Origin of the sequence: Cellulosimicrobium sp. KWT-B (genome assembly GCF_002127155.1) — a bacterium.
Lineage (GTDB): Bacteria > Actinomycetota > Actinomycetes > Actinomycetales > Cellulomonadaceae > Cellulosimicrobium > Cellulosimicrobium funkei.
Genome location: NZ_NEDO01000002.1, coordinates 229,676 through 255,862, shown reverse-complemented (window position 1 = coordinate 255,862; position 26,187 = coordinate 229,676). Strand labels below are relative to the sequence as shown.

Below are 26,187 nucleotides of genomic sequence, written 5' to 3'. Positions count from 1 at the left end.
TCGCGCGCGGCGAGCGCCCGCCGCGGTCCCGCCCCGCCCGGCTCGCTACCGTGGCGCCATGACCGCACCCACCGGACGGCCCGCGGACGCGACCGTCGCCGTCGTCACCGTGTCCGACCGCTGCTCGCGCGGCGAGGCGGAGGACCGCTCGGGACCGCTCCTCGCGGGGCTGCTCGCGGCGGCGGGCTGGGCGGTCGTCACCGACCTCGTGCCCGACGGCGTCGCCCCCGTCCGCGACGCGGTCGCCCGGGCGGTGGCCGGGGGAGCGCGCGTCGTGCTCACGACCGGGGGGACCGGCGTCGGGCCGCGCGACCTCACGCCCGAGGGCACCCGCGAGGTGCTGGCGCAGGAGATCCCGGGCATCGCGGAGGAGCTGCGTCGCCGCGGCGCGGAGCACGTCCCCGCGGCGGTGCTGTCCCGCGGCGTCGCGGGGGTCGCGCCCGGCCCGCACGGGCGCGCGCTCGTGGTCAACCTCCCCGGCTCCACGGGCGGGGTGCGCGACGGCTGGGCTGTCCTCGAGCCGCTCCTGCCGCACGTCCTCGCCCAGCTCGACGGCGGCGACCACTGACGACCAGGCCCTCCCGGCGGGCCGACCAGGCGGTCGTGGCGGGTCCCGGGGCCGTGACGAGCCAGGACCGCCTGCTCGGCACGGGGCGGGGCAGCCGGGCGGGGTCAGCCGCCGGCGAAAGGGGGGAGGACGTCGACCGTCTCGTCGGCGGCTATCGGGGTGTCGTCGTCCGCCGCGCGGACGCCTCCCACGAGGAGCGAGCAGCGCGGGAGCACGTCGGCGAGCGCCGCGTGCCGGGCGACGACCGCGGCGTGCAGTTCGCCGACCGTCGTCGCGTCGACGGTCTCGGACTCGGTGCCGGCGGCGTCGCGCGCGCCGGCGAAGTAGCGGACGGTCGCCATCTCTCAGTCCTGCGTCTCGGCCGGGGCCGCCGTGCCGGGCAGCTCGGGCTCGGGCGTCCACGCGAGCGCGAGCTCGGCGGCCCGGTCGAGCACGTCCTGCACGCCGCGGCCCGAACCGTCGTGCGCGGCGAGCCCGGCGACGTAGCCCGCGACGAACGTGGTGAGGGGCGCGGCGGGGCGCTCGATGCCGTGCGCGGCGTCGCGCGCGAGGTCGAGGACCGCGCCGATGTCGACGACCTCCGGGTCGACGCCGAGGTCCTGCGCGAGCGCGTCGACCCAGCGTTCGAGGTTCGTCATCGTGGCCTCCTGCCGTCGTCGGGGGTGCCGGCGGGCGGGGCGCCGGGCACCGCGGGCGCGCCTGCGGCCAGGCGGCGCTCCTGCTCGCGGGCATCCTCCCACGTGTCCACGTCGTCGGTGGCGCCCGTGTCGTCGGGCACGCCGATCGCGGGCAGGCCGGCGAGCAGGCGCCGCACCGACGCGCCGTGCACGGTCGGCAGCGCGGCGAGCGCGGCGTCGAGCGCCGCGCGCTCGTACAGGCCGACGAGCCACTGCTCCCGTCCGTCGCGCACCGCGTGCACGGCGACCTCGCCGCTCCGGCGCCGGGCGGCGGCGAGCAGCGCGGGCACCGCCTCCGCGGCCCGCGGGACGTCGCACGCGAGCACGAGCACCCAGGGGGCGCGGCCGTCGTCGGGCAGGGCGGCGAGCCCGGCCGCGATCCCGGCGACGGGCCCCCCGAACGGCGGGTCCTCGCGCGTGCGGACGTAGCGCCCCGGGGCGGCGAGCTCCGCCGGCCCGACGACGACCGTCCGCCCCGCGCCCGCCGTCGCCGCGAGCGCGTGCTCCAGCAGCGGCCGACCCCCGACGACGAGCCCGGGCTTGGGCGTCCTGAGCCGCTCCGCCCGGCCCCCGGCCAGCACGACGGCGTCGAACGCGAGGGACGGTTCGGCACCCCGTGCGGGGATCGGCAGCTCGAGGTGCCGACCCGGGCCGTCGGGTGCCGACCTGTCGTCGGGATGGGGCGTCACCGTTCGCGGTGCCAGTCGCCGGACTTGCCGCCGGTCTTGGCGACGAGACGGACGTCCGTGAGCTCGACGGACTTGTCGAGGCCCTTGACCATGTCGACGACCGCGAGGCCCGCGACGGCGACGGCCGTCAGGGCCTCCATCTCGACGCCCGTGCGGTCCGCGGTCCGGACGGTCGCGGTGACGTCGACGCCGTGGTCGCCCACGACGAGGTCGACGACGGCCCCGTGGACCCCGATGACGTGCGCGAGCGGCAGGAGTTCGGCCGTCCGCTTCGCGGCAGCGATCCCGGCGACGCGCGCGACGGCGAGCACGTCGCCCTTGGGGACGGTCCCGTCCCGCAGCGCGGCGACGATGTCCGGGGAGCACCGCACGGTCCCGGTCGCCGTCGCGGAGCGGACGGTCGGTTGCTTGGCGGTGACGTCGACCATGCGCGCGTGCCCGCGCTCGTCGAGGTGCGTGAAGCTCATGCCGCCACTCTCGCACGCGGGGCAGCGCGCGGCGCCACGCTCGGGGTCGGCCGCGGGCTCGGGTGCGCTCGCGGCCCGCGACCGCGAGGATCGACCCATGCGCAGCTCACTCCTCGACCACGCCGAGCGCTCCGTCGAGCCCGGCAGCTTCCAGCTCCAGAACGACCGCATGCTCAAGGTCGACCTCCGCGGCACGGGCGGGTTCTTCTTCGCGAAGCAGGGCTCGATGGTCGCCTACCAGGGCGACGTCGACTTCGCGTACGAGGGCAGCGGCGGTCTCGGCAAGATGTTCAAGAAGGCGTTCACGGGCGAGGGCATGTCGCTCATGAAGGTCTCGGGCAGCGGCGACGTCTTCCTCGCGCAGGACGCGGACCAGGTCTTCGTGCTCCACCTGGAGGACGAGGGCGTGACGGTCAACGGCGCGAACGTGCTCGCGTTCGAGAGCTCGCTCGCGTGGGACATCAACCGGGTCGAGGGCGCGTCGATGCTCAGCGGCGGCCTGTTCAACACGACGTTCACCGGGACCGGGGCGCTGGCCGTCACCGCGTTCGGCACGCCCGTCGTGCTCGACGTCGACGTCCCCACCTTCGTCGACATGCAGGCCGCGGTGCTGTGGTCGACGTCGCTGCAGTCCTCGATCCGCAAGACGGCGAAGCTCGGGGCCGCGATCGGGCGCGGCTCCGGCGAGGCGTACCAGCTCGCGCTCTCGGGGCGCGGGTTCGTCGTCGTGCAGGCGTCGGAGGGCCACCCGCCGCCCCCGGCGAAGTGACCGCGGCCGGCCCCGGGGTCAGAGCAGCAGCACCTGCACGGGGTCGCCCGGCGCCACGGCCGTGACGTCGGCCCCGACGACGGCGAGCGCGTCGGCGTGCGCGAGCGCGCTCAGGCGGTGCGAGCCGGAGCCGCGCGCCGTCGCGTCCTCCTCGGGGCGACGGCCCGCGGGGACGACGTCCGCGCCGTCGGGCTCGGTGTGGCGCACGAGGACGAGCTGCTCGCGCCCGGCCGGCGAGGACCACCCCGCGGCCGCGACACGCGGGACGAGCGCGCGACCCGGGGCGGGCACGCCGCGCAGCCGGTCGACGACGGGCCGCACGAACAGCTCGAACGAGACGTACGCGCTCACCGGGTTCCCCGGGAGCGCGAGCCACGGCACGCCCCGCCAGCGCGCGAGGCCCTGCGGGCGGCCGGGCTGCATGCCGACCGCGACGAGCCGGGCGTCGGTGACCGCGTCCTGCCACGGCGTGCCCGCGCGGGTCGCCGGGTCGAGCACCTCGCGCACGACGTCGAACGCGCCCGCGCTCACCCCGCCGGTGCTGACGAGCAGGTCGGGCGGGGCGCCGTCGAACGCGTCGAGGAGCCCGTCCAGCGTCGCGACGAGCGCGGCCGCGGAGTCGCCCACGGCCCCGCGCCGGACCACGCGCGCGCCCCCGGCCCGCGCCGACGCGGCGAGCAGGACGGAGTTGGAGTCGGGGATCCGCCCCGGCCCCGGCGTGGTGCCCGGGGCCACGAGCTCGCTGCCGGTGGAGAGCACCGCGACGCGCGGCGCGCGGTGGACGGGCACGGTCGCGTGCCCGGCGGACGCCGCGACCGAGACGTGCCGCGCGGTGAGCACGGTGCCCGCCGCGACGACGACGTCGCCGCGCCGCACGTCCTCCCCGCGGGGCCGCACGTGGGTGCGCGACGCGTCGTGGACCGCGACCGTCGTCGGGCCGCTCCCGGCCGCGCCCGGCGTGAAGCGGCCGGTCGACGTGCGCTCGACGGGCACGACGGCGTCCGCCCCGGGCGGCACGGGAGCGCCCGTCATGATCCGGACCGCCTCGCCCGTCCCCAGGCCGCCGTCGAGCCCGGGCGGACCCGCGTCCCCGGCCGCGACGTCGCCCACGACGCGCAGCACCACGGGGGCCGACGGCGTCGCCCCCGCCACGTCCTGCGCGCGTACGGCGTACCCGTCCATCGCGGACGCGTCGAACGCGGGGGCGTCCAGGACGGACACGACGTCGGCGGCCAGGACGGCGCCCACGGCGTCCTCGAGCGGGGTGTCCGCAGGCGGCGTCGGGCGGACGAGCGCGAGCGCGTCCGCGGCGTGCTGGACGATAGTCCGACTCGGCTCGCGCATCATGCCCGCACCGTAGCCGAGCCCGGGTGCCGACCTCGGGAGGGTGGGCTACGTTGGGCATCGGAGTCATGAAGCGGCCCGAAGCCCCCCGAACCTTGGGAGGACGACATGGCCTCGATCCCCGTGACCACCCTCAGCCCCGACCAGACGGCGCCCGTGCGCCCCGCAGCGCTTGCGGAGGTGCTCGCCGTGGGCACGCACCTCCTCGTGGGGCAGTACCGTGTCGAGCTCGGCACCGGGACGTGGTGGTGGTCGGACGAGGTGTACACCATGCACGGCTGGGCGCCGGGGGACGTCCAGCCCAGCCTCGATGCGCTGCGTTCGCGCAAGCACCCGGACGACCGCGCCCGCGTGGTGCGCGCCGCCACGGAGGCGATCCGTTCCGGTCGCCCGTTCTCGTGCGCCCACCGGATCGTCGACGGGCACGGCAAGGCCCGGTCCGTCGTCGTGACGGGACAGGGCCGACGGGACGCGCGCGGTCGCGTCGTCGAGATCGCGGGGTACGTCGTCGACGTCACCCCGACGCACAAGGAGGCGCTGGAGCGCGAGTCGCAGCGCGCCGTCACGCGCGCGTTCGTCGCGCAGGCCGCCGTCGAGCAGGTCAAGGGCGTGCTCATGGCCGTGCACGGCGTCGACGACGTCGCGGCGGGCCAGCTCCTCGCGGAGGCGGCCGGCGAGGCCGGCGTCCCCGTCCAGGAGACCGCCTCGCAGGTGATGCGTGCGCTGAGCAAGGCCGGCGGGGTCGGCCCGACGGCCGAGGCCACGGTCGCGGGCGCGTTCGCCGCGGTCCGTCCGGTCGCGCGGCCCCGCGCCCACGAGGCGCAGCTCGCGCGTCGTCGGGAGCCGGCCCGCTCCTGAGCCGGACGGCCCCGCGCACGACGAGAACCCCACACGAGAAGGAGGAACGACATGACCGACGAGACCACCTTCCCGGCCCAGCAGCAGGAACCCCCGGGCCTCACCGGACGCATGGATCCGGTGCCCGACCACGGCGAGCAGTCCTACCGCGGCACCGGGCGGCTCGAGGGCCGTCGGGCGCTGATCACGGGCGGTGACTCGGGCATCGGCCGCGCCGTCGCCATCGCGTTCGCGCGCGAGGGCGCCGACGTCGCCATCGGCTACCTGCCCCAGGAGCAGGAGGACGCCGAGGAGACGGCGCGCTGGGTCCGCGAGGCGGGCCGCACGTGCGCCCTCCTGCCCGGCGACGTCACCGACGAGGCGACGGCGCGGGCCCTGCCCGGACGCGCCGCGGCCGAGCTCGGCGGGCTCGACGTGCTCGTCAACAACGCCGGCTTCCAGATGGCGCGGCGCGAGTCGATCGAGGACGTCACGACGGACGAGATCGACCGGGTGCTCAAGACGAACCTCTACGCGCTGCTGTGGATCACGCAGTCGGCGCTCGAGCACCTGGGCGAGGGCGCGGCGATCGTCAACAACTCGTCGATCCAGGCGTTCCAGCCGTCGACGTCCCTGCTCGACTACGCGTCGACGAAGGCGGCGATCAACAACCTCACGGTGAACCTCGCGGCCGAGCTCGGCCCGCGCGGCATCCGCGTGAACGCCGTCGCGCCGGGACCGATCTGGACGCCGCTCCAGCCGGCCACTCAGCCCGAGGAGAAGATCGAGCAGTTCGGGAAGGACACCCCGCTGGGGCGCGCGGGCCAGCCCGCGGAGGTCGCCCCGGCGTTCGTCTTCCTCGCCTCCCCGACGGACGCGAGCTACGTGTCCGGCACCGTCCTCGGTGTCACGGGAGGCAAGCCCGTGTTCTGACGGGCACCTCCTCGCCGGGGGAGCCGCGGACGGTGAGACCGCGGCTCGCCCGGGAGGGTCGGAGGGTGGGCGTCCGCGCCCGCCCGGGGGCGGGACCGCCGCGAGAGCGACGGCGCCCGTGAGAGGGTCACAGCCGCCACGCCTTGTGCGGGCGAGACGGCCGCCGCCCCCGCCCCGCCCCGGTGACGCCCGGGCGGGGCCTCCGGCACCGTGCGTGCTCCGGCCCGCCGCGACGTAGGCTTGCGGCGGAGACAAGGAGAGCACCATGAGCACCGATCGCGGAACGAGCGGCGAGCCGACCCCGGGAGGGTCCGGAGCACCGCTGACCGAGGTCCCCGTCGTCGACCTGATGGCGGAGGAGGCGACGGTGGCAGGCCTCGTGGCGGACGCCGCCCGCGCGCTCGCCGACGAGCCCACCCTCCAGCAGACCCTCGACCGCGTCGTCGAGCTCGCGGTGGCGATGGTCGACGGCTGCGACGAGGCCGGAATCTCGCTCGTGACCCGCCGCCGCATCGAGAGCGCAGCCGTGTCGGACCCGGTCGTGGCGCGCGGGGACGCGCTCCAGTACGAGCTCGACGAGGGCCCGTGCCTCGACGCGATCCGCGAGCACGCGCTCGTGGAGTCCGGGGACGTCGCGGCGGACCCGCGCTGGCCGCGCTGGGCGCCGCGCGCGGCGGGCGAGCTCGGCGTCGGCTCCATGCTGTGCGTCCAGCTCTACACGTCCGAGAACGCGCACGGCGCGCTCAACATGTACTCCGGCTCGCGCGACGCGTTCGGCCCGGACTCCCACCACCTCGCCTCGACGTTCGCGGCCGTCGCCGCCGCGGCCATCTCGGCCGCGCGGACCGAGGAGCAGCTGCAGTCCGCCGTGCAGACCCGCACGCTCATCGGGCAGGCACAGGGCATCATCATGGAGCGGTACTCCCTGACGCCCGGCCGCGCGTTCGCCGTGATGAGCCGCGTGTCCCAGGACGCGAACATCAAGCTCGTCGACGTCGCCCGCGAGATCGTCGAGACCCGCCGCATCCCCGGCGTCGGCGCGCCCGCGGGGGACTGAGCCCCGACGCTCAGCCGCCGGTGGCCGGCTCGTCGGCGCACGGCGCCTCGAGCAGCGCGTCGACCCGGCGTCGGACCGACTCGTCGAGCAGCGGCCCGGCCGTCTCGGCGCCGCCGACCACGCCCTCCACGAGGCGACGGGCGAGCTCGCGGACGGGGACGTTCACGTCGTTCGAGCGCCGGCGCAGCACCTCGAACGCGTCGTCGGGTCCCGTGCGCAGCGCCGCCATGAGCACGCCCTTCGCCTGCTCGATCACCGAGCGCGACGCGTCCGCGGCCCGGATCGACGCGGTCGCCTCGCGCCGCGCGGCCTCGGCGTGCGCCGTCGTCAGGTCGACGAAGTAGCCCACCACGTGCGCCCAGGGCAGCTCCGCGCCCGGGTTCTTCCCCTGCGCCGCGACGGCGAGCGTGCGAGTAGCGCCCGTCGCGTCCACGATGCGGTGCATGGACCCGAACGGCTCCCCGGTCCGCGCGGCCTGCGCGAGTTCGCTCGCGACGCGCTCGCGGTCCTCGGGGTGCTTGTGCGACAGGACGAGGGCGGTCGTCGGCACGACCTCGCCCGGCGCGAAACCGTGCATCTCGTACACCTCGTCGGACCACCACCACGTGTCGGTGGCGATGTCCACGCGGAAGCGGCCGACCGGCTGGGGGTCACCCGGGCCGAGGGCGGCGAGGAGGTCGGCGAGAGCGGGCGGGACGACGTCGTCGGGCTCGGTGGCGTCGGCGGGCAGGGCAGCGTCCATCGATGGGGGTCCCCGGAGATCGAGCAGGACGGAGCCGATTCCTGACCCCAGCAGACTGAAGATTATCCCAGCGTCGGCGCGAGGGAGGAAACCGTGACCACCCAGGTCAGCGACGGGCGGGACGAGTCGGCCGAGGAACGGTCCGACCGGAACTGGGCAGAGCTGCTCCAGGAGCTGCGCGTCATGCAGATGGGCGTGCAGATCCTCACGGGGTTCCTCCTCACGCTGCCGTTCCAGCAGCGCTTCGGGGACCTCGACACCTTCCAGACCGACGTCTACCTCGCGCTCGTCGCGCTGGCCGTGCTGTCGACCGGCCTGTTCGTGACGCCCGTGAGCCTGCACCGCACGCTCTTCCGCCGGCACCGCAAGACGACGCTCGTGACCCTGAGCGACCGGATCGCGCGGTTCGGCGTGCTCGTCCTCGCGTTCGTCGTCACGGGGACCGTGCTGCTCGTGGTCGACGTCGTCGTGAACCGCACCGCGGCCCTGTGGTCGAGCGGCTGCGCGCTCGTGCTGCTCGTCGGCCTCTGGTTCGTCCTCCCGCGCCTCGTCGCCCGCGACACCGCGGCGTCCGACTGACCTCGCGATCGAACCGCCGTCGCGCGAGGTAGAGAGGTAGAGCCCTGGTTCGCGCGAGGTAGACCTGTGGTCACGCGAGGTAGAGCCGTGCGCCGAGGTAGAGCTGTGGTCACGCGAAGTAGAGCCGTGGTCAATGGCGAAGACCGTGGTGGAGCCAGGCACCACCCCCCCCGGCCGCCCCGCGCCGGCCCGGAGGGTCGAGCGACACTCCCTGTCCACCATGGGCCGCGGCCTCCGGCGAGCAGGTGATTGTGGTCCGTCAGCCGACCAGGACGAGCCCAGATCACCTGCTCGCCACCGAGTTCCGGCGCGACCGCGGTGACCCGGTGGGCCGTGCGGTGCGAGCGCACCTGACCCCGCGGGCAGTCGCTCGGGCAGGGGAGACCCAGAGGTGAGACGACGCCGGGCGGGGTGGGTGGTGGCACCACCGCCCACCCCGCCCACCCGGGGCGACCACGCGCCGTCGGGCATGACCACGGCTCTACCTCGCGTGACCCCGGCTCTACCTTGCGCGACCCCGGCTCTACCTCGCGTGACCACGGCTCTACCTCGCATGACCCCGGCTCTACCTCGCGCGACCACGGCTCTACCTCGCGAGCCCGAGGCCTCCCGGGCGGGTCAGGACGACGAAGCGGCGGCGCGGGCCTGGACGCCCCGACGGACGGGGCCGAGGGTGAACAGCAGGGTCAGCAGGGCGGTCAGGGCGAGCAGCCCGAAGCCCAGGCCGTAGGTGCCCTCGAGCTGGTAGACGGCGCCCATGAGCAGCGGCGGGATGAACCCGCCGAGGCCGCCCGCCGCGCCGACGAGGCCCGTGACCGCGCCGACCTTCTCGACCGGCGCGACCTTCGAGACGAGGGCGAACGTCGCGCCCGACGACGCGCCGAGCGCGGCGGCGAGGCCGAGGAACGCGATCGTCCCGAGCGGCACGAGCGACGGCTGGAACGCGACGACCGCGGCGAGCGCCGTGACCACGGCGAAGCACGCGACGGACACGGGCACGCCGCCGAACCGGTCGGACAGCGCGCCGCCGACGGGCCGCATGACGACGGCGAGCACGACGAACCCGGCGGTGCGGGCCGCGGCGTCGGACGCGGTGAGGTCGTAGGCGTTGACGAGGAACGTCGGCAGGTAGACCGAGAACGCGACGAACCCGCCGAACCCGACGGCGTACAGCCAGGAGAGCTGCAGGGTGGCGGGGAGGCGGAACGTCGCCCAGGTGCGGGACCAGAACCCGCCGGCGGGGGCGGCCGCGCGGCCGGGCGGGACGCGCAGCAGCAGCCACGACACGACGGCGAACACCGCGAGGACGGCGGCGACGAGGAGGAACGGGGCGGCGTCGCCCCAGGCGTCGCGGATGCGGACGGTGGTGAACGCGGAGATCGCGGTGCCACCCATGCCCATGCCGAAGATCCCGACGGCGGTGCCACGCCGCGCGGGCGGGTACCACGCGTTGACGAACGGCACCCCGACGGCGAACGCCGTGCCGCCGAGACCGAGGAAGAACCCGCCGACGATCAGCCAGACGAAGCTGTCCGCGACGAGCCCGACGAACAGCACGGGCAGGATCGTCAGCGCGCTGACCAGCGGGAACATGATGCGCGCGCCGTACCGGTCGGTGAGTGCCCCCACCGGGATGCGGCCGAGCGACCCGACGACGACCGGGACGGCCACCAGCACGGACACCTGCACGTCGGTGAGGTCGTACTGCTGTCCGTACGCCGCGCCGAGCGGGCTGATGAGCGCCCAGGCCCAGAAGTTCACCGCGAACCCGACGGTCGCGAGGACGAGCATGAGGGTCGGGGAGGTGGACGTCGACGTCGTCGTCGCGGCGGGTCCGGCGGCCCTGCCCGCGTCCTGCTGCGCCATGGCGACTCCTGGGGGGAGGTGCCCGTCGTCGGGCACGGGGGGAGATCGTTGCGTCGAGCACCTCCACGCTAACGACGCTCCCCGCGCCGCGCGCGGGGAACCCCCCGTACCGTGGGGGCGTGCTCGACTGGCTCTTCGGGGGCGTGGCCCTGCTCAACGTGTACGCGCTCGCCCTCGTGGTGCTGCGCGCGCCGCTGTACCGCACGCGCGTGTACCGGCCGATGCTCCTCAACATCGGGCTCTCGATCGCGCCCGTGATCGTGCTCGGGCTCGTCGTCCTCGTCGACGCCGTGCTCATCGCGGGCGGCGCCCCGTCGTGGGCGGTCGTGACGTGCGCCGTCGTCGGGTTCGGCGTCTGGCTGCTGCTCCTGCCGAACGCGGGCTACCTCGTCACCGAGCTGAACTACAGCCACCGGCAGGAGGGCGAGGAGGTCCCGCTCTGGTACGACATCGTGGCCGTGCTCACGCTCGCCCTGTCCGGGGTGATGAACACGCTCGTCAACGTGTTCCTCGCGCAGGCGCTGCTCGCGATCGTGCTCTACCCGGACGACGACGCCCCGTTCCGCCGTCCCGTGTCGTGGGTCGTGGTGCTCGTCGTGCTGGCGCTCGTCTCCGTCGGGATCTACCTCGGCCGGTACGTGCGGTTCAACAGCTGGGACCTCGCCCACCCGGTCCAGTTCGTGCGCAAGCTCGTGCGCCACTTCCGGGCCCGTGGCGCCGTGCTGGACGCGCTGCTCTTCGTGCTCCTGCACACGCTGTTCTTCGCGGTGATGTACGCGATCGTCATGGGGCCGGTCACGACGCTCCTCGTGCGCGGGGCCTGACGGCCCGTGAGGTTCCGCCGACGGCCCGTGACGGCCCCGTAGGATGCGCGCCGTGACGTCGACCGCGCCGAAGGCCGCCCGGGGCGTGCCGCTGCTCCGCGCCGTCGTGGGCACGTGGCCGCGCCGCGTGGCGCTCGCCGTCGTCCTGGGGGCCGTCGTCGGCACGACGGCGGCCGGCGGCCTCGCCCGGCACGACGCCGCCGACGCGGGGCCGGCCCGGGCCGCCGCGGGGGAGCCGGTCGCCACGGGACCCTTCGACCTCACCGTGCGCTCGTGGTCCGTGACGGACGCCGTGCAGGTCTCGGCGCTCGAGGACTCCGGGGCGGACGCGTGGCTCGTCGTGGTCGTCGGCGCGCTCGACACGGACCGCGAGTCGCGCCGGCTCGACCGCACCGCGGTGACGCTCCCCGACGAGCTGCCCGGCGGCCTGGCGCTCGCGGGCGACGCGGAGCCGGACCGCCCGGACCCCACGCTCCTCGTGCGCGACGCGTCGTCGTACCCCGTGCTCTCGCCGGGCCTCGCCGACGACGTCGCGCTCCTGTGGCCCGTGTCGGTGCCGGGGGAGGGTGGCGCGGTGAGCACGCCCGACGAGCCGCTGACCGTGACCGTCCCGACGTTCCGGTACCGCGACATGACGGTCGGCGGCGGTCGGCGGTGGGCCGAGACGGGCGCGATCACGCTCGTGGACGTCCCGGCGGGGGCCGTCCCGCCCGAGATCGTGGACCCGCCCGAGACGGAGGACGGCTGGTGACCGAGGAAGCGACCGCCGTGGCGCCGGACGGGCCCGAGGCGTCGGACGGGCCGGACGCATCGGACGGCCGCCCGCGGCGGACCGGCCGGGCCGTGACCGTGGTCCTGCTCGTCATCGCCGTGGGGGCGGGGGCCGCGGTGTCGCGCGTCGACACGTGGTGGCCCACGCTCACGCCGACGACGTCGCGGGGCGCCGTGGGCGAGGTCGTGACCGCCGGCCCGGTGCGCGTGCGGGTCGACGACGTCCGCACCGGCACGACGCTCGACGACGGGTCCGGCCCGCTGACGACCGACGGCGTCTGGGTCGTCGTGGACCTCGCGGTGTCCGGGACGACGGGCGAGGCGAGCATCGAGGTGGTCGAGCTGCGCGACGCCGCCGGGCGGGACCACGAGGCGTCGCACCGCGTGGGCAACCAGGTCCTCAGCGCGTTCGCGGACCCGGACGTCCCGGAGGCGGGGACCGTCGCCGTCGAGGTGCCCGCGCGGGCGCTGGAGGGCGACCTCGTGCTGCGCGTGCTCACGGAGCACCAGGACGCGGACCTCGACCGTCCCCAGGCGATCGCCGAGGTCGACCTCGGCCGCGTCGCGCCGCCCGCCGCGGGGGACTCCGTGGAGACGGCGCGGCCCGCGCTCGTCCCGGGTGGGTGGGACGCATGAGCGCCGGCTGGTGGCGGACCAACCGCTGGTGGCTGCCCGTGCTGGTCGTGGCGCTCGGCGCCCTGGGCTGGCTGACCTGGCGGTCGGACGACGTGCAGGCCTGGTGGTCGGGCGAACCGCGCGTCGCGCACGCGCCGGACGCCGACGGCTGGGCCCAGGTCGGTGACGTGCGGGCCCGGCTGGTGGGCGTCGAGGCGGTCGACGGGCTCGACGACGGGTACGGCGGCCGGATCGAGGCGCCCGACGGCTACACGCTCTGGGCGGCCGACGTGTCGCTGCGCTCCGACGCGCCGCCCGCCCCGGAGGGCGCGGAGGAGACCTTCTCGTCGTGCGCGGTGCTGCTCCGGGACACGGCCGGCCGGGAGTACGCTGCGGGCGCCTCGGCGCTCCCCGGCATGCCGTACCCCGAGGCGCCGGTCTGCACGGGCGCCGTCTCCAGCCGGAGCACGCAGCACTTCCTGACCCCGGACGGCGCCGAGCCCGCCGAGGTGCGTCTCGTCGAGCCGGGCCTCCTGCCGGCGTACTGGTCGCTCCCTGTCGCGGACGTCGGCTGACCGCCGCGCCCGGCCGGGTGGCGCGTCAGGCTGAGGCCGCGCCGACCGCGGTCGGCGTGCTCGGCGTCCCGCTGCCGGCGCCGGTGTCCGGCTCGCCGGCCCGCCGCGCCGCACGCCGCGTGCGCAGCGCGGACGGCAGGCCCAGGCTCGCGAGCAGCGCGTCGGCCGCGGCGGCGAGCAGGACGGTCGTGAGCACCTGCACGACGACGGTCGCGACCGTCTCCAGCGGGCCGACGAGCGCGCGCCACGCGACGATCCCCGGCTGGCCGACGACCGCCTGCGCGGCGGTGAGCACGACCTGCTCGGCGAGCGTGAGGAGCGCGAACGCGACGCAGAAGAGCAGCACCGCGCCCCAGCGGCTGCGCCACAGCATCCCGAGGGCGCCGACGAGGCCGCCGAACCGCCGGCCCGGGTCGAGCATGAGCGCCCACGCCCGCTGGGCGCCGCTCTCGCCGAGCGTCCGGTTGAACCGGTCGACGGCGCGGGCCGTCCGGCCGGTCGCGCCGCCGTCGCCCGGCACCGCGTGCGCGGGGTCGACGACGTCGATCGCCTCCACGCCGTACACGATCGTCCCGAGCGTGAGCCACGCGAGCGGCACCACGAGCCCGGTGACGACGCCGGCGACGAGGAGGGACGTCGTCGGGCCCACGGCGTCGACGAGCGGCTTGAGCGCGTCCACGCGCGCGACCACGCCGTCCCACCAGGTCGTCACCTCGACGACGACGACGCGCGTCGACCACCACTCGCGCACGCGCCCGACGAGGGCCGTGACGGTGAACGCGCCGACGACGATCCACACGACCTCGCAGTAGCCCGCGGCGATGCGCACGGCGGCGGAGCGGGCGCTGTGCCGGGCGTTGCCGTCGTGCGCGGGGACGCCGCGGTCGAGGCGTCGCGCGAGCCGTTCCAGCAGGGTGCGGGCGAGCAGCGCGCCCGCGACGACGAGCACGACGGTGAGCCCGAAGCCCTCGGGGACGGGGCTCGCGGTCTCGATCCCCGCGCCCGCCGCGAACGCGTGGTCGAGCGCGGCGGAGTCGATGTACGCCTGCCAGTCGGACGACAGCCCGCCGTAGAACTCGTAGATGACGAGGTAGGGCACGAGGACCGACGCGATCGAGCCGAGCAGCGCCCGGACCTCGAGCCGGTCGCGCTCGGTGCGCGGCTCCCGCCGCAGGACGTGCAGCATGACGACGATCCCGACGACCGTCGCGAGCGGCGAGAAGCACAGCACGAGCAGGCCGAGCACCCCGGACGACGGCGCGACGGCGAGCGCGGCCCGCAGCGCGAGCTCGTGCAGCACCTGCGCGAGGACGGCGACCGCGACGAGCGCGGGCCAGTGCCGGGCCAGGAGCCGGCCGGCGTCGGCGAGGACGCGCAGGCCGGCGCGCAGGATCGAGTCCTGAGGGGGCGTCGTCGGGCTCGCCGGCGGGGCGGTCACGCGCGCCAGGCTACCGGGCGGCCCGGCCTCGCTCGCGCGGACGGGGCGGGCCGAGCGTCAGGCGCGCGACGCGAGGCGGGCGACGACGCGCTTCGCCTCCTTGCCCGCGAAGCGGCGGGCGAGGACGCCGACGCCCGCGGCGACGGCGGCGAAGGTCACGGCCTGGACGACGCCGACCTCCTCGTCGTCGAGGTCCTTCGGGGCGTCGTGCCCGGTGACCTTGGCCCAGACGAACGTGACGAGCTTCTGCGCGGCCCAGCCCGCGGCGAAGGTCAGGGCGACGGTCCCGACCTTGAGGGCCAGGGTCTGCTCGTTCTCGTTCGTGTCGGCCACGAGGGGTTCCTCCGTCGGTCGGGGCGCCGGGCGGCGCCGGGCGTGCTCGCACGACCACCGTAGTGCGAAGTCGCCGCCCACGCGTCGCCCGGCGCGCGCACCCGGCTCAGTCGTGGCTCACCGCGTCCAGGACGGGCAGGCGCGCGGCGCGCACCGCGGGCCACACCGCGGCGACGACGCCCACGACGCCCGCGAGCACGAGCATGGCGCCGAGCTGGGCCCACGGCACGGCGAGGGTCGTGAAGCCCTGGTCCGCGAGCACCGACGGGAGCGCGGCGGCGAGGCCGGTCCCCACGGCGAGCCCGACGGCCGTGCCGAACACCGCGACGAGCACGGACTCGATGACGATCGTCGTCGCGAGCTGGGCCCGCCCGAGCCCGACGGCCCGCAGCAGCCCGATCTCGCGCGTCCGCTCCGCGACGGACAGGGCGAGCGTGTTGACGATGCCCAGCACGGCGACGAGGACGGAGAGCCCCAGCAGGGCGTAGACGATCGCGAGGACCGACTCGACCTGGCCCGCGACGTCCGCGGCGAACTCGTCGGCGTCGAGCACGGACGCGACGACGTACGGCGCGACGGCGTCGGTCACCCCGGCCCGCACGGCCGCGAGGTCGGCGCCGGGCTCGGCGTCGAGGAAGAGCATCTCCGTCGTCGTCGCGCCGACCGCGGCCGCCACGTCGGGCGGCAGGAGCAGGTCGACGGAGAACGCGTGCGAGTCGACCACCGCGCCGATGCGCACCTCCCGGGCCGGGAGGTCGGGCCGTGCCGGGTCGGCGAGCGTCAGGACGTCGCCCAGGGCCCAGCCGTGCTCGTCGAGCGCGTCCGCCATGACGGCGGCCTCGCCCCGCGCGTACGCGTCGAGGTCGCCCTCGGTCGCGGTCGTGCGCACGGAGCGGCCGAAGCCGTCGGCGGGGAACCCGACGACGAGCTGGGGCTCGCCGTCGACGACGACCTGCCCGTACGTCGTGACGTCGACCGCCGCGACGCCGGGCACGGCGCGGACGTCGCCCGCGACCCCCTCGGGCAGGTACGGCATCGCCGAGCGGACGACGAGGTCGGCCGCGGTCTCCTGGTCGACGATGTCCTGCACGGAGACGCGGGTGGACAGCGCGAGGACGGACGTCGTCGAGACGAGCGCCATCCCGACGACGAGCGCGCCCGCGGTGGCCGCGGTCCGCCGCGGCTGGCGCGTGACGTTGCCGCGCGCGAGGCCGCCGAGCGGGCGGACCAGCGCGACGAACGGCGCGGCGAGGACGGTCAGCACCGGGCCGACCGCGAGCGGGGCGAGGAGGAGCACGCCCGCGACGACGCCGGCCGCGCCGAGGCCGAGGAGGGGCGCGCCCCCGCTGCCGACCACGGCCGCCGCGACGACCAGCCCCACGCCCGCGAGCAGCGCGAGGGTCCCGGCGACGGCACGGGCCCGCCCGGTCCCGGCGGGCCGGACGACGTCGGCGCGCATCGCCTCGACCGGGCGGACGAGCGCGGCGTGCCGCGCGGGCAGGGCGGCGGCGAGCACCGACACGACGACGCCGACCACGAGCGGGACGGCGACCCCCGTGGCCGTGACGGGCAGCGAGCCGGAGAGCTCCATGCCGACGGCGCCGAGCCCGCTGCGGGCGAGCTCCGCGAGGCCGAACCCGGCCCCGACGCCGAGCAGCGCGCCCACGGCCCCGACGACCGCCGCCTGCCCCACCACGGAGCCGAACACCTGCCCGGGCGACGCGCCCACCGCGCGCAGGAGCGCGAGCTCGCGGGTGCGGCGTCGGACGTGCATCGAGAACGTGGTGGTGATGATGAACGTGCCGACGAACAGCGCGAGCGCGGCGAACACCAGCAGGAACGTCGAGACGAAGCCGAGCTGGTCGGTGATCGCCTCGCTCGTCTCGGCGCGCAGCTCCGCCCCCGTCAGCGCCTCGGCGCCCGCGGGGAGCGCGGTCGCGACGGCGTCGCGCAGCGCCTCGGGGGAGACGTCGTCGGCCGCGTACAGCGCGACCGACGGCACGAGGCCGTCGGGCGCGTACGTCGCGGCGGCGGTCCCGGCGTCGAGCAGGACGATCGTCGCGCCCGCCATCGGTGCGGACAGCGAGACCTCGCCGACCACGCGCACCGGCCGCACGGCGTCGCCGAGCACGACGTCGGTCGTGTCGCCCACCACGAGGCCCGACGCCGCGAGCGTCGCCGACTCGAGCGCGACCTCGTTGCCGTCGCGGGGTGCGCGGCCGTCGACCACCTGCGGGCCGGGGTCGCGGGGGTCGTAGGCGACGCCGATGCTCGGCGCCTGGCTGCCGAGGACCGCGGTCCCGTCCGCGCCCACGAGCACCGCGGGACCGCTCACCTCCGGGAGCGCGAGCGCGACGTCGTCGCGCGCGCCGAGGTCGCGCGCCAGGTCTGCCGGGACGAGGCTGCGCGCACCGCCGACCTGGGCCGACGTCGACATCAGCGCGTCCCCGGCCGACGACGCACCGCGCACGTACGCGTCCGCCTGGACCGACGAGGCGACGATGCCGTCGAACGTGGTCGCGAGCATCGCGCGCAGCGCGAACGTGCCGGTCACGAACGCGACGCCGATCGTCACGGCGAGGACCGAGAGGACGAGCTGCGCGCCGTGCGCGCGCACGCCGCGCAGCGCGATCCGGCCCATCATCGGGCGGCCGCCGTCGTCGCTGCCGGGGCGGCGTGCGCCGGGGACGGCCCGGCGGGCGTGAGGGAGCCCAGCGTGTCGAGGACCGCCTGCGGCGTGGGGTCGTGGAGCTCGGTCACGAGGCGGCCGTCCGCGAGGAAGAGCACCCGGTGGGCGTACGACGCGGCGGTCGGGTCGTGCGTGACCATCGCGACGGACTGGCCGAGGTCGTCCACGGACGCGCGCAGGAAGCCCAGGACCTCCGCGGCGGCGCGCGAGTCGAGGTTCCCCGTCGGCTCGTCCGCGAGCACGATCGCGGGCCGCGACACCAGCGCCCGCGCGCACGCGACCCGCTGCTGCTGCCCGCCCGACAGCTCGGCGGGCCGGTGCCCCAGCCGGGGGCGCAGGCCCACGGCGTCGACCACGCGGTCGAACCACTCCCGGTCGACGGGGCGCCGGGCGATCGCGAGCGGCAGCACGATGTTCTCCTCCGCCGTGAGCGTCGGCACGAGGTTGAACGACTGGAAGACGAACCCCAGGCGCGTGCGCCGCAGGCGCGTCAGCCGGCGCTCGCTCATCGCGGAGACGGTCTCGCCGTCGACGACGACGGTCCCCGCCGTGGGGGAGTCGAGCCCCGCGAGGCAGTGCAGGAGCGTGGACTTCCCGGACCCGGACGGGCCCATGATCGCCGTCAGCCGACCCTTCTCCACGTCCACGTCCACGCCGTCGAGCGCACGCACCGCGGCCTCGCCGCGCCCGTACGTCTTCACCAGCCCGCGCGCGGTCGCGATCGCGGGTCGTGCACCGCCCTCGGCGCCCTCAGTGCCCTCAGTGGGCGCGCCCTCGCGCGGGGTGCTCCGCCGTGCCGCACCTGTCGTCGTCACGTCCTCGTCCGTCCTCTCGTCGTGCCGCTGCGCGGGAGCGTCGTGGCTCGCCGGGCGGCGTCGTCCTGTGGTGGCCGCCGGGGCTCCCGGCGGCCGCACCGACCCTCCCGCGGCGCGCGTCCCCGCGGCATCGGGGGCGGGCCCCGAACCGTCCCTGGTCCGCGGGCGCCGGCGCTCAGGGTTCTCTCAGGGGACTCTCCGGGTGTGGGGCCGGTGTAGGCTCGCGGTGAACGACAGGGGAGCTCCTGGAGGAGCTGAGAGTGCGGACCACCGCAGACCCTCGAACCTGATCCGGTTAGCACCGGTGGAGGAAGTCGGGATTCTCGATCACCTGCTCGCGCGGTCCGTCGCGCCCACCCGGCGCGCGGCCCGTCGGGCCGGTGGACCCCTCCTGAACGTCCAGGGAGGACACATGCAGCACACGACCACCGTCGCCCGCCGCGGCCGGGCCCTCGCGACCGGCGTGGGCGCGACGCTCGCGCTCCTCGCCCTCGCGGCCTGCTCGGGGGGCGACGGCGCCGGGGGCGACGACGCGTCGTCGGGCAGCGGGGGCACGGTCACCCTGGTGACCCACGACTCCTTCGCGGTGAGCGACGACGTGCTCGCCGCGTTCGAGGAGGAGAGCGGGCTCACCGTCGAGCAGGTCGCGCCCGGCGACGGCGGCGCGCTGGTCAACCAGCTGATCCTCACGAAGGACTCGCCCCTCGGCGACGTCGTGTTCGGGATCGACAACACCTTCGCGTCGCGCGCGATCGACGAGGGCGTCCTCGAGCCGTACACGCCCGCCGACGTCTCGGAGTCCGCCGCGTCGTACGCGGTCGGCGACGGCGGCGAGCTCACCGCCGTCGACCTCGGGGACGTGTGCGTCAACGTGGACCACGCGTGGTTCGCCGACGCGGGCATCCCCGAGCCCGTGACGCTCGAGGACCTGGCGAAGCCCGAGTACCGGGACCTCCTCGTCGTGACCAACCCCGCGACGTCGTCGCCGGGCCTCGCGTTCCTCCTCGCGACCGTCGGGGCGTTCGGCGAGGACGGCTGGGAGGACTACTGGGCGGACCTGCGCGCCAACGGCGTGAAGGTCGTCGACGGCTGGTCCGACGCGTACTACGTCGACTTCTCCGGCTCGGAGGGCGCGGGGCCGCGCCCGCTCGTGCTGTCGTACTCGACGTCGCCCGCGTTCACGCTCACCGAGGACGGCTCCGCGTCGACCACGGGCGCGCTGCTCGACACGTGCTTCCGCCAGGTCGAGTACGCGGGCGTGCTCGCGAACGCGAAGAACCCCGAGGGCGCGCAGCAGCTCCTCGACTTCCTCGTGAGCGAGACGTTCCAGGGCGACGTCGCCGACCAGATGTACATGTACCCCGCCGACGACTCCGTCACGCTGCCCGACGGCTGGGCCGAGTTCGCGCCGCTCGCCGACGAGCCCTTCGAGGTCGCTCCTGCCGACGTCTCGGCGCACCGCGACGAGTGGATCAAGGCATGGACGGCGACGGTCGTCGACTGACCTCCGGTCCCCGAACCCCCGGTCCCCGAGCGACCGCGGCTCTCCCTCGCGGGGTAGAGCCGTGGTCGCGCGGGGGAGACCCGTGGTTTCCCGAGGTAGAGCCGTGGTGAGGGGTCGGGCGGTCCGGCGGGGCGGCGTCGGGCGCGGGGTGCTGTGGGGTCTGGCGGCGGCGGTGCCGCTCGCGTTCCTCGGGGTGTTCTTCGCGTGGCCGGTCGTCACGCTCGTGGCGCGCGGGTTCGTCGGGGACGACGGCGGCCTCGACCTCTCGGGGTTCGCGGAGGTCTTCTCCGAGCCCCGCACGTGGCGGATCGTCGGCCTCACGCTCTGGCAGGCCGTGCTCGGCACGGCGCTGTCGCTGCTGCTCGGCGTGCCCGGCGCGTACGTGCTGTACCGGTGCCGGTTCCCCGGTCGGCGGATCGTGCGCGCGCTCGTCACGGTGCCGTTCGTGCTGCCGACCGTCGTCGTCGGCGTCGCGTTCCGGTCGCTGCTCGTGCAGGGCGGCCCGCTCGGGTTCCTGCGGCTCGACGAGACGTTCGCCGCGATCGTCGTCGCGCTCGTGTTCTTCAACTACTCCGTGGTGGTGCGCACGGTCGGCGGGCTCTGGGAGCACCTCGACCCGCGCGCCGAGCAGGCGGCGCGCGCCCTCGGCGCGACGCCGTGGCGCGCGTTCCGCACCGTGACGCTCCCGGCGCTCACGCCCGCGATCGCGAGCGCCGCGTCGATCGTCTTCCTCTTCTGCGCGACGGCGTTCGGCGTCGTGCTCGTGCTCGGCGGCATCCGCTACGGGACGATCGAGACGGAGATCTGGATCCAGACCACGCAGTTCCTCGACCTGCGCACCGCGGCGGTGCTGTCGGTCGTGCAGCTCGTGGTCGTCGCGGCGGCTCTCACGGTCGCGAACCGCACGCGGGCCCGGCGCGAGCGCGCCCTCAACCTGTCGTCGTCGGCGTCGTCCGCCCACCCGCTGCGCCTGTGGCGCGACGGCCGCCCGACGGGCGACCTCGCGCCCGCGGCGCTCACCGCGGCCGTGGTGGTCGTGCTCGTCGGGCTGCCGCTCGGCACGCTCGTCGTGCGCTCGTTCCGCGTCCCGGGCGGCGGCTGGGGCCTCGACAACTACGCGAACCTCGGCACCACGGGCGGGCGCAACGCGCTGTCCGTCACCGTGTGGGAGGCGGCGGGCAACTCGCTGCGCACCGCCGCGCTCGCGACCGTGCTCGCCGTCGTGATCGGGGGCCTCGTGGCGCTCGTCGTGTCCCGGCGCCCGCGCTCGCGCGGCGGGCGGCGCGCGATCTCGGTGCTCGACTCGGTGTTCATGCTCCCGCTCGGGGTCTCTGCGGTGACCGTCGGCTTCGGCTTCCTCGTCACGCTCGACCGGCCGCTCGGCCTCGACGTCGACCTGCGCACGTCGGGGCTGCTGGTGCCGATCGCGCAGGCGGTCGTCGCGACGCCGCTCGTCGTGCGCACGGTCCTGCCGACGCTGCGCGCCATCGACCCGCGCCTGCGCGAGGCCGCCGCGACCCTCGGCGCCGCGCCCGGGCGCGTGTTCCGCACGGTCGACGGCCCGATCGCCGCGCGCTCGCTCGGCCTCGCCGTCGGGTTCGCGTTCGCCGTCTCGCTCGGAGAGTTCGGCGCGACGTCGTTCCTCGCCCGCCCGGACAGCGCGACCCTGCCGGTCGTGATCTTCCGGCTCATCGGGCGCCCGGGCGCCGAGAACTACGGCATGGCGCTCGCGGCGAGCGTCGTGCTCGCGCTGCTCACCGCGACCGTGATGCTGCTCGCCGAGCGGTTGCGCGGCGACCGACCCGGAGGAGAGTTCTGATGGTGCAGACCGACCCCGTCCCCGCGCGCGCGGGCGCGCCGGAGCCGTCGCGCCCCGGCCCCGGCACCGGGGAGGCCGCCGGGCTCGCGGTGCGCGACGTCGTCGTGCGGTACGGCGGGCGCGGCGCCGGGGGAGCGCGCACGGACACCGGCACGACGGCGGTCGCGGGCGTCACGCTCGACGTCGCGCCCGGCGAGGTGCTCGCCCTGCTCGGGCCGAGCGGTTGCGGCAAGTCGAGCCTGCTGCGCGCCGTCGCGGGGCTCGAGCCGGTCGCCGCGGGATCCGTGGCGTGGGACGGCCGCGACCTCACGGGCGTCCCCGTGCACCGCCGCGGGTTCGGGCTCATGTTCCAGGAGGGCCAGCTCTTCCCGCACCGCGACGTCGCGGGCAACGTCGCCTACGGGATCGCGGGGCTGCCGCGCGCCGAGCGCGACGCGCGCGTGGCCGAGCTGCTCGACGTCGTCGGGCTCACCGGGTACGAGCGGCGCGCGGTCGCGACGCTCAGCGGCGGCGAGCGCCAGCGCGTCGCGCTCGCCCGGTCGCTCGCGCCGCACCCTCGCCTGCTCCTGCTCGACGAGCCCCTCTCCGCGCTCGACCGGGGGCTGCGCGAGCGCCTCGCGCTCGACCTGCGCGAGGCCCTGCGCGCCACCGGCACGACGGCCGTCTTCGTCACCCACGACCACGACGAGGCGTTCACCGTCGCCGACCGCGTCGCCGTCATGGACGCGGGCCGGCTCCTCCAGGTCGCGCCGCCCGAGGACCTCTGGCGCGCGCCCGGGTCGCGCCGCGTCGCGGAGTTCCTCGGCTACCAGGCGTTCGTGCCGCACGGGCCCGGCAACCTGCTCGCGGTCGGTCCGCGCGGCCTGCGGCTCGCGGGCGAGGGCGCACCGGCGTCGGACGACGCGTGGGACGCGATCGTCGTCGGGAGCGTGTTCCGCCGCGGCGCGGTCGAGGTGACCGTCGACGCTGACCTGCCCGGACGTCCCGGCGGTGCGCCCGCGCGGCTCGTGGCGCTCGCGGGCGCCCCCGCGGTCGCGGAGCCGGGCGACCGGGTGCGGGTCGTCGTCGACCCGGCCGGGTGCGCCGTCGTCCCGGACTGACGCCCCGGGCGGGCCGCCCGGGGCCGTGCGACGAGCGAGAGCGCCGCAGCCGACCTAGCGTCGGGGGATGGACGACGTGACGACCGGTGACCACCCCCCGGAGAAGAACGGCAGCAAGTCCGCGAAGATCCTGTACCGCCCCGTCGGCATCGTCAGCTCCGTCGTGGGCGGGCTCGTCGCCGGGCAGGTGTTCAAGCAGATCTACAAGCGGGTCTCGCCCGGCCACCGCAAGGACGCCCCGACACCCCTGCAGTCGGAGTACCCGCTCAAGGAGATCGTGCTCGCGGCGCTCCTGCAGGGCGCGATCTACGCGGTGGTGAAGGCGCTCATCGACCGCGGCGGGGCGCGCGCGTTCGAGCGCTGGACGGGGGAGTGGCCCGGCGACTGACGGTCAGTCGAGGCCCGCGGCATGGACGAGCAGCGCGACCTGCGTGCGGTTCTCCAGCCCGAGCTTGAGCAGCACGCTCGACACGTGGGCCTTGACCGTCGGGACGCTGAGGAACAGGCGCGCGGCGATGTCCGCGTTCGTCGCGCCGCGGCCGAGCTCGACCGCGACGTCGCGCTCGCGCCCGGTCAGCGCGTCGAGCGCGGCCCGGGCGCGCTCGCGCTGGCCGCCCGCGTCGGCGACCGACGTCATGAGACGCCGCGCGATCTCCGGTGACAGCACGGGCTCGCCCGTCGCGGCCGCGCGCACGGCGGCGACGATCCGCTCGGGCGGCATGTCCTTGAGCAGGTAGCCGGACGCCCCGGCGTGCAGGGCGCCGACGACCTCCTCGTCCGTGTCGAACGTCGTGAGCACGACGACGGCGGGCGCGTCCGGCCGCGCCCGCACGCGCCGCGTGGCCTCGATCCCGTCGACGCGCGGCATGCGCAGGTCCATGAGCACGACGTCGGTCGGGTGGGCGTCGAGCACGGCCGTCACCTCCGCGCCGTCGGCGGCCTCGCCGACGACCTCGATGCCGTGCGCGCCGTCGAGCATGAGGTGCAGCCCGGCGCGGACCAGCGCGTCGTCGTCGACGATCACCAGGCGGGTGCGCGGGGTGCCCGGGGCGACCGCTCCGGCGTCGTGGTGGTCGCTCCCGCGCGGGACGTCCCCGCGCCCACCCTGCTCCGTCACGCGTCCCACGGTAGCCGGACGTCGAGCACGAACCCCGCGCCCCGCGCCCCGGCGTCGAGGGTCCCGCCGAGCAGGTCGACGCGCTCCCGGAGCCCGACCAGCCCGGTGCCGGTGCCGCCGCCCGCGCGGTCGCCGACGCCGCCACCTCCCGGGCCGATACCGCCGCCCGCGCCGACGGGGACGCGGCGCGCGCCGTCGTCGGACACCGTGACCCGGACCTCGCCCGCCCGGGCCACGACGCGGAGCGTCACCGGACCGCCCGGCGCGTGCCGCCGGGCGTTCGTCAGCCCCTCCTGCGCGACGCGGAAGGCCGCGACCGCAACCGTCGGCGGGACGTCCGCGGACCCCGTCCGCTCGTAGGTCACCTCGCCGCCGGCGTCCCGCGCCTCGACGACGAGCCGCTCGACGTCGTCGAGCGTCGGCTGCGGCGACAGCGCGTCGGCCCCGCCGGGCCCGGGCTCGGCGCGCAGCACCCGCACGACGTCGCGCAGGTCGTCGAGCGCGGAGCTCACCCCGGCGCGCACCAGGCCTGCGGCGCGGGCGAGCCGCTCCGGGTCGGCGTCCGGCCGGTACTCGAGCGCGCCCGCCGTGGCGGCGAGGAGCGAGAGCCGGTGCGCGAGGGTGTCGTGCATCTCGCGCGCGATCCGGGTGCGCTCCGCGACGCGCGCCTCGGCGACACGGCGCTCCTGCTCGCGCTCGGCGCGGCGCGCGCGGTCCCGCAGCGACCACAGCAGCTGGTCGCGCGCCTGCGCGTACTGGCCCCAGCCGAGGAGGGCGGCGTGCACGGCGAGGTCGCACAGGAGCCACCAGCCGAGCGGCAGCGCCTGCGGCCGCCACAGCGCCTGCACGGCGTGGCCGAGAAACCCGGCGACCGCGACCGGGACCGCGGTGCGCAGCGGGTACCAGCGCGCGATCTGCAGGGTCGCGACGGTCGAGGCCGGGGTCGCGGCACCCGAGTACGCCGCGAGCGAGGCGAGGACCAGCGCGCCGACCACCGGGGCGTCGCGCGGGGTCCGCGACCACAGCAGGGGCAGCGCCGCGAGGGCGAGGACCGCGACGGCGACGTCGAGCCACGGGGCCGCGCCGGCGTCGTCCTGCGCGACGACCCCGGCGGTCGCGAGCGCCGTGAGCACCGCGACGGCGAGCCAGGCGAGCGCGACCACCCACACGGGGACGAGCGGGCGCGTGCCGTCGCGGCGCGCGGCGGCCGTCGCGAGGACGGGGCGCCCGGCGAGGGGAGGGCAGTCGGTGGTGGTCATGCTCCGGACGCTAGGCGGCCGGTGAGCGGTCGACCACCGACCAAGGTCGGGGGTCGCCGTCCGGCAGGAGGGTCGAGGCCCGACGCCGGTCGGCCCGGCGGCCACCCTCCGACCGGTGCGGGACGGCGCCTCCGGCCGCGAGCGTGGGGGCGTCGGCACCCGCCGGCCGCGGCCCAGGCCGCGCGAGAGCCGCGGCACCGCGCCGCGCGACGAAGGAGGAACGTCATGTCCACGACGCGGAGCACCTCGGACGGCACCTCGGACGGCACCTCGGACGCCACGCCGGACGGCCCCCCGCACGTCCCGCACCGTCGCCGCACGTCGGCGCCCGACGGCGGGCGCGGCCCTGCGGCACGGGGCCACCAGCCCGAGGTCGGGGTTCGTGCTCGTCGCCGCGTCCCGGGGGTCGGGTCGGCGCCGCGTGTTCCGCGCTGGCTCGTCCCGCCCGCCGCGGCGGTGGTCGCCGCCGTCGTGCTGCTGGCTGGGACGGCGCTCGGCGTCGACCCCGCGGTGCGCACCTCGAGCGGGACGCAGACGGTCGGCGTCGTGGCGGCCGTCGTCGTGACGCTCGTCGTCGGGTACGTGGGGTGGGGCGTGCGTGCGCTGATCGGCCGCCTGCCCTCGGGCGGCCGGCGTGCCTGGCTCGTGACGTGCGGCGTCGTGCTGCTCGTCTCCCTGCTCGGCCCGCTCGCGGCGGTGACGCCCGGCGCGGTGGCCCTGCTCGTCGTCGAGCACCTGACGGTGGGCGCGACCCTGACCCTGGCCCTGCGCCGCTGACCCCCCGCCCGCGCCCCGCCCGC

Annotated in this window: 28 protein-coding genes and 1 riboswitch; of the genes, 15 read left to right on the top strand and 13 right to left on the bottom strand. The window is 76.6% G+C overall.

Annotation, left to right across the window (positions count from 1 at the left end):
* Positions 1-58 precede the first annotated feature (58 nt).
* Complete coding sequence (locus B9L22_RS07390) at positions 59-568, top strand: molybdenum cofactor biosynthesis protein B (protein ID WP_198947247.1); 510 nt, start codon at positions 59-61, stop codon at positions 566-568.
* A 104-nt stretch (positions 569-672) separates the two neighbouring features.
* On the opposite strand, the gene B9L22_RS07385 is transcribed toward B9L22_RS07390, so the two are convergent.
* From B9L22_RS07385 to moaC, 4 genes are read right to left on the bottom strand one after another with little or no spacing between them, the layout of a single operon-like run.
* Positions 673-909: a MoaD/ThiS family protein gene (locus tag B9L22_RS07385; protein WP_086149857.1), complete on the bottom strand. Its 237-nt coding sequence runs from the start codon at positions 907-909 to the stop codon at positions 673-675.
* A gap of 3 nt (positions 910-912) precedes the next feature.
* Entirely contained in the window at positions 913-1,206 is a 294-nt protein-coding gene (locus B9L22_RS07380; RefSeq protein WP_086149856.1) for a DUF6457 domain-containing protein, read from the bottom strand.
* The gene (locus B9L22_RS07375; protein ID WP_233139842.1) at positions 1,203-1,934 is read right to left on the bottom strand and encodes a molybdenum cofactor guanylyltransferase; all 732 of its coding nucleotides are present in this window, start codon (positions 1,932-1,934) and stop codon (positions 1,203-1,205) included. The genes B9L22_RS07380 and B9L22_RS07375 overlap by 4 nt, the downstream gene beginning before the upstream one ends.
* Entirely contained in the window at positions 1,931-2,401 is a 471-nt protein-coding gene (gene moaC / locus B9L22_RS07370; protein ID WP_086150198.1) for a cyclic pyranopterin monophosphate synthase MoaC, read from the bottom strand. Before moaC ends, B9L22_RS07375 begins: the two co-directional genes overlap by 4 nt.
* 97 nt (positions 2,402-2,498) lie before the next feature.
* Between moaC and B9L22_RS07365 the strand changes: the two genes are divergently transcribed.
* The gene (locus tag B9L22_RS07365) at positions 2,499-3,170 is read left to right on the top strand and encodes an AIM24 family protein (protein WP_021483456.1); all 672 of its coding nucleotides are present in this window, start codon (positions 2,499-2,501) and stop codon (positions 3,168-3,170) included.
* Between the two features lie 18 nt (positions 3,171-3,188).
* Here the strand turns inward: B9L22_RS07365 and glp are convergent, their stop codons facing one another.
* The gene (gene glp, locus B9L22_RS07360; RefSeq protein ID WP_086149855.1) at positions 3,189-4,517 is read right to left on the bottom strand and encodes a gephyrin-like molybdotransferase Glp; all 1,329 of its coding nucleotides are present in this window, start codon (positions 4,515-4,517) and stop codon (positions 3,189-3,191) included.
* A 105-nt stretch (positions 4,518-4,622) separates the two neighbouring features.
* Here glp and B9L22_RS07355 point away from each other — a divergent pair, with 105 nt between their 5' ends.
* The 3 genes from B9L22_RS07355 (at position 4,623) to B9L22_RS07345 (ending at position 7,341) form a co-directional block, all read left to right on the top strand.
* Positions 4,623-5,372 carry a PAS and ANTAR domain-containing protein gene (locus tag B9L22_RS07355; protein ID WP_034653310.1) on the top strand — a complete coding sequence of 250 codons (750 nt, stop codon included), beginning with the start codon at positions 4,623-4,625 and terminating at the stop codon, positions 5,370-5,372.
* 51 nt (positions 5,373-5,423) lie between these two features.
* The gene (locus tag B9L22_RS07350) at positions 5,424-6,284 is read left to right on the top strand and encodes an SDR family oxidoreductase (protein ID WP_076404425.1); all 861 of its coding nucleotides are present in this window, start codon (positions 5,424-5,426) and stop codon (positions 6,282-6,284) included.
* Positions 6,285-6,549: 265 nt separating this feature from the next.
* The gene (locus B9L22_RS07345) at positions 6,550-7,341 is read left to right on the top strand and encodes a GAF and ANTAR domain-containing protein (RefSeq protein ID WP_228074952.1); all 792 of its coding nucleotides are present in this window, start codon (positions 6,550-6,552) and stop codon (positions 7,339-7,341) included.
* A 10-nt stretch (positions 7,342-7,351) separates the two neighbouring features.
* Here B9L22_RS07345 and B9L22_RS07340 read toward each other — a convergent pair whose 3' ends face one another.
* Positions 7,352-8,083 (bottom strand): PAS and ANTAR domain-containing protein, encoded by a 732-nt coding sequence (locus B9L22_RS07340; protein WP_086149854.1) that lies wholly within the window; start codon positions 8,081-8,083, stop codon positions 7,352-7,354.
* A 93-nt stretch (positions 8,084-8,176) separates the two neighbouring features.
* Here B9L22_RS07340 and B9L22_RS07335 point away from each other — a divergent pair, with 93 nt between their 5' ends.
* The gene (locus tag B9L22_RS07335; protein ID WP_086149853.1) at positions 8,177-8,662 is read left to right on the top strand and encodes a DUF6328 family protein; all 486 of its coding nucleotides are present in this window, start codon (positions 8,177-8,179) and stop codon (positions 8,660-8,662) included.
* A gap of 618 nt (positions 8,663-9,280) precedes the next feature.
* Here the strand turns inward: B9L22_RS07335 and B9L22_RS07330 are convergent.
* Positions 9,281-10,528, bottom strand: coding sequence for a nitrate/nitrite transporter (locus B9L22_RS07330; RefSeq protein ID WP_086149852.1), 1,248 nt, complete (start codon positions 10,526-10,528; stop codon positions 9,281-9,283).
* A gap of 119 nt (positions 10,529-10,647) precedes the next feature.
* Between B9L22_RS07330 and B9L22_RS07325 the strand changes: the two genes are divergently transcribed.
* Genes B9L22_RS07325 through B9L22_RS07310 form a run of 4 tightly spaced genes read left to right on the top strand, consistent with a single transcriptional unit; the run spans position 10,648 to position 13,313 of the window.
* On the top strand, positions 10,648-11,352 hold the full coding sequence (locus tag B9L22_RS07325; protein WP_021482839.1) for a DUF1361 domain-containing protein: 705 nt from the start codon (positions 10,648-10,650) through the stop codon (positions 11,350-11,352).
* Between the two features lie 52 nt (positions 11,353-11,404).
* Positions 11,405-12,103: a hypothetical protein gene (locus B9L22_RS07320; protein ID WP_143317147.1), complete on the top strand. Its 699-nt coding sequence runs from the start codon at positions 11,405-11,407 to the stop codon at positions 12,101-12,103.
* Entirely contained in the window at positions 12,100-12,759 is a 660-nt protein-coding gene (locus B9L22_RS07315) for a hypothetical protein (protein WP_086149850.1), read from the top strand. The genes B9L22_RS07320 and B9L22_RS07315 overlap by 4 nt, the downstream gene beginning before the upstream one ends.
* A complete protein-coding gene (locus tag B9L22_RS07310) occupies positions 12,756-13,313 on the top strand; it encodes a hypothetical protein (RefSeq protein ID WP_143317145.1) in 558 nt (185 codons plus the stop codon). Before B9L22_RS07315 ends, B9L22_RS07310 begins: the two co-directional genes overlap by 4 nt.
* A gap of 25 nt (positions 13,314-13,338) precedes the next feature.
* Here B9L22_RS07310 and B9L22_RS07305 read toward each other — a convergent pair whose 3' ends face one another.
* From B9L22_RS07305 to B9L22_RS07290, 4 genes are all read right to left on the bottom strand, one after another.
* Positions 13,339-14,751 (bottom strand): hypothetical protein, encoded by a 1,413-nt coding sequence (locus tag B9L22_RS07305; RefSeq protein WP_086149848.1) that lies wholly within the window; start codon positions 14,749-14,751, stop codon positions 13,339-13,341.
* A 57-nt stretch (positions 14,752-14,808) separates the two neighbouring features.
* Positions 14,809-15,084 (bottom strand): DUF4235 domain-containing protein, encoded by a 276-nt coding sequence (locus tag B9L22_RS07300; RefSeq protein ID WP_009861813.1) that lies wholly within the window; start codon positions 15,082-15,084, stop codon positions 14,809-14,811.
* A gap of 106 nt (positions 15,085-15,190) precedes the next feature.
* Positions 15,191-17,728, bottom strand: coding sequence for an ABC transporter permease (locus B9L22_RS07295; protein ID WP_369824814.1), 2,538 nt, complete (start codon positions 17,726-17,728; stop codon positions 15,191-15,193).
* Entirely contained in the window at positions 17,725-18,495 is a 771-nt protein-coding gene (locus B9L22_RS07290) for an ABC transporter ATP-binding protein (RefSeq protein WP_233139942.1), read from the bottom strand. Before B9L22_RS07290 ends, B9L22_RS07295 begins: the two co-directional genes overlap by 4 nt.
* Before the next feature lie 318 nt (positions 18,496-18,813).
* Positions 18,814-18,918, top strand: a riboswitch (TPP riboswitch).
* Positions 18,919-19,000: 82 nt separating this feature from the next.
* On the opposite strand from B9L22_RS07290, the gene B9L22_RS07285 reads away from it, so the two are divergent.
* From B9L22_RS07285 to B9L22_RS07270, 4 genes are all read left to right on the top strand, one after another.
* Positions 19,001-20,092: a thiamine ABC transporter substrate binding subunit gene (locus B9L22_RS07285; protein ID WP_086149845.1), complete on the top strand. Its 1,092-nt coding sequence runs from the start codon at positions 19,001-19,003 to the stop codon at positions 20,090-20,092.
* A gap of 103 nt (positions 20,093-20,195) precedes the next feature.
* Positions 20,196-21,911, top strand: coding sequence for an iron ABC transporter permease (locus B9L22_RS07280; RefSeq protein WP_233139840.1), 1,716 nt, complete (start codon positions 20,196-20,198; stop codon positions 21,909-21,911).
* A complete protein-coding gene (locus tag B9L22_RS07275; protein WP_086149843.1) occupies positions 21,911-23,011 on the top strand; it encodes an ABC transporter ATP-binding protein in 1,101 nt (366 codons plus the stop codon). The genes B9L22_RS07280 and B9L22_RS07275 overlap by 1 nt, the downstream gene beginning before the upstream one ends.
* Before the next feature lie 67 nt (positions 23,012-23,078).
* The gene (locus B9L22_RS07270) at positions 23,079-23,399 is read left to right on the top strand and encodes a DUF4235 domain-containing protein (protein WP_034654055.1); all 321 of its coding nucleotides are present in this window, start codon (positions 23,079-23,081) and stop codon (positions 23,397-23,399) included.
* A gap of 3 nt (positions 23,400-23,402) precedes the next feature.
* On the opposite strand, the gene B9L22_RS07265 is transcribed toward B9L22_RS07270, so the two are convergent.
* Together B9L22_RS07265 and B9L22_RS07260 are read right to left on the bottom strand one after the other, a co-directional pair.
* On the bottom strand, positions 23,403-24,035 hold the full coding sequence (locus tag B9L22_RS07265; protein ID WP_198163212.1) for a response regulator transcription factor: 633 nt from the start codon (positions 24,033-24,035) through the stop codon (positions 23,403-23,405).
* Between the two features lie 89 nt (positions 24,036-24,124).
* Positions 24,125-25,387, bottom strand: a complete 1,263-nt coding sequence (locus B9L22_RS07260; RefSeq protein ID WP_086149842.1) for a sensor histidine kinase — start codon at positions 25,385-25,387, stop codon at positions 24,125-24,127.
* 225 nt (positions 25,388-25,612) lie between these two features.
* Between B9L22_RS07260 and B9L22_RS20205 the strand changes: the two genes are divergently transcribed.
* Entirely contained in the window at positions 25,613-26,164 is a 552-nt protein-coding gene (locus B9L22_RS20205; protein ID WP_198947245.1) for a DUF6069 family protein, read from the top strand.
* Positions 26,165-26,187 lie beyond the last annotated feature (23 nt).

Bases quoted from the DNA above. Each gene is read 5' to 3' on its own strand.
- B9L22_RS07390 (WP_198947247.1), top strand. From the start codon at position 59: ATGACCGCACCCACCGGACGGCCCGCGGACGCGACCGTCGCCGTCGTC.
- B9L22_RS07385 (WP_086149857.1), bottom strand. From the start codon at position 909: ATGGCGACCGTCCGCTACTTCGCCGGCGCGCGCGACGCCGCCGGCACC.
- B9L22_RS07380 (WP_086149856.1), bottom strand. From the start codon at position 1,206: ATGACGAACCTCGAACGCTGGGTCGACGCGCTCGCGCAGGACCTCGGC.
- moaC (WP_086150198.1), bottom strand. From the start codon at position 2,401: ATGAGCTTCACGCACCTCGACGAGCGCGGGCACGCGCGCATGGTCGAC.
- B9L22_RS07365 (WP_021483456.1), top strand. From the start codon at position 2,499: ATGCGCAGCTCACTCCTCGACCACGCCGAGCGCTCCGTCGAGCCCGGC.
- glp (WP_086149855.1), bottom strand. From the start codon at position 4,517: ATGATGCGCGAGCCGAGTCGGACTATCGTCCAGCACGCCGCGGACGCG.
- B9L22_RS07355 (WP_034653310.1), top strand. From the start codon at position 4,623: ATGGCCTCGATCCCCGTGACCACCCTCAGCCCCGACCAGACGGCGCCC.
- B9L22_RS07350 (WP_076404425.1), top strand. From the start codon at position 5,424: ATGACCGACGAGACCACCTTCCCGGCCCAGCAGCAGGAACCCCCGGGC.
- B9L22_RS07345 (WP_228074952.1), top strand. From the start codon at position 6,550: ATGAGCACCGATCGCGGAACGAGCGGCGAGCCGACCCCGGGAGGGTCC.
- B9L22_RS07340 (WP_086149854.1), bottom strand. From the start codon at position 8,083: ATGGACGCTGCCCTGCCCGCCGACGCCACCGAGCCCGACGACGTCGTC.
- B9L22_RS07330 (WP_086149852.1), bottom strand. From the start codon at position 10,528: ATGGCGCAGCAGGACGCGGGCAGGGCCGCCGGACCCGCCGCGACGACG.
- B9L22_RS07310 (WP_143317145.1), top strand. From the start codon at position 12,756: ATGAGCGCCGGCTGGTGGCGGACCAACCGCTGGTGGCTGCCCGTGCTG.
- B9L22_RS07295 (WP_369824814.1), bottom strand. From the start codon at position 17,728: ATGATGGGCCGGATCGCGCTGCGCGGCGTGCGCGCGCACGGCGCGCAG.
- B9L22_RS07285 (WP_086149845.1), top strand. From the start codon at position 19,001: ATGCAGCACACGACCACCGTCGCCCGCCGCGGCCGGGCCCTCGCGACC.
- B9L22_RS07275 (WP_086149843.1), top strand. From the start codon at position 21,911: ATGGTGCAGACCGACCCCGTCCCCGCGCGCGCGGGCGCGCCGGAGCCG.
- B9L22_RS07270 (WP_034654055.1), top strand. From the start codon at position 23,079: ATGGACGACGTGACGACCGGTGACCACCCCCCGGAGAAGAACGGCAGC.
- B9L22_RS07260 (WP_086149842.1), bottom strand. From the start codon at position 25,387: ATGACCACCACCGACTGCCCTCCCCTCGCCGGGCGCCCCGTCCTCGCG.
- B9L22_RS20205 (WP_198947245.1), top strand. From the start codon at position 25,613: ATGTCCACGACGCGGAGCACCTCGGACGGCACCTCGGACGGCACCTCG.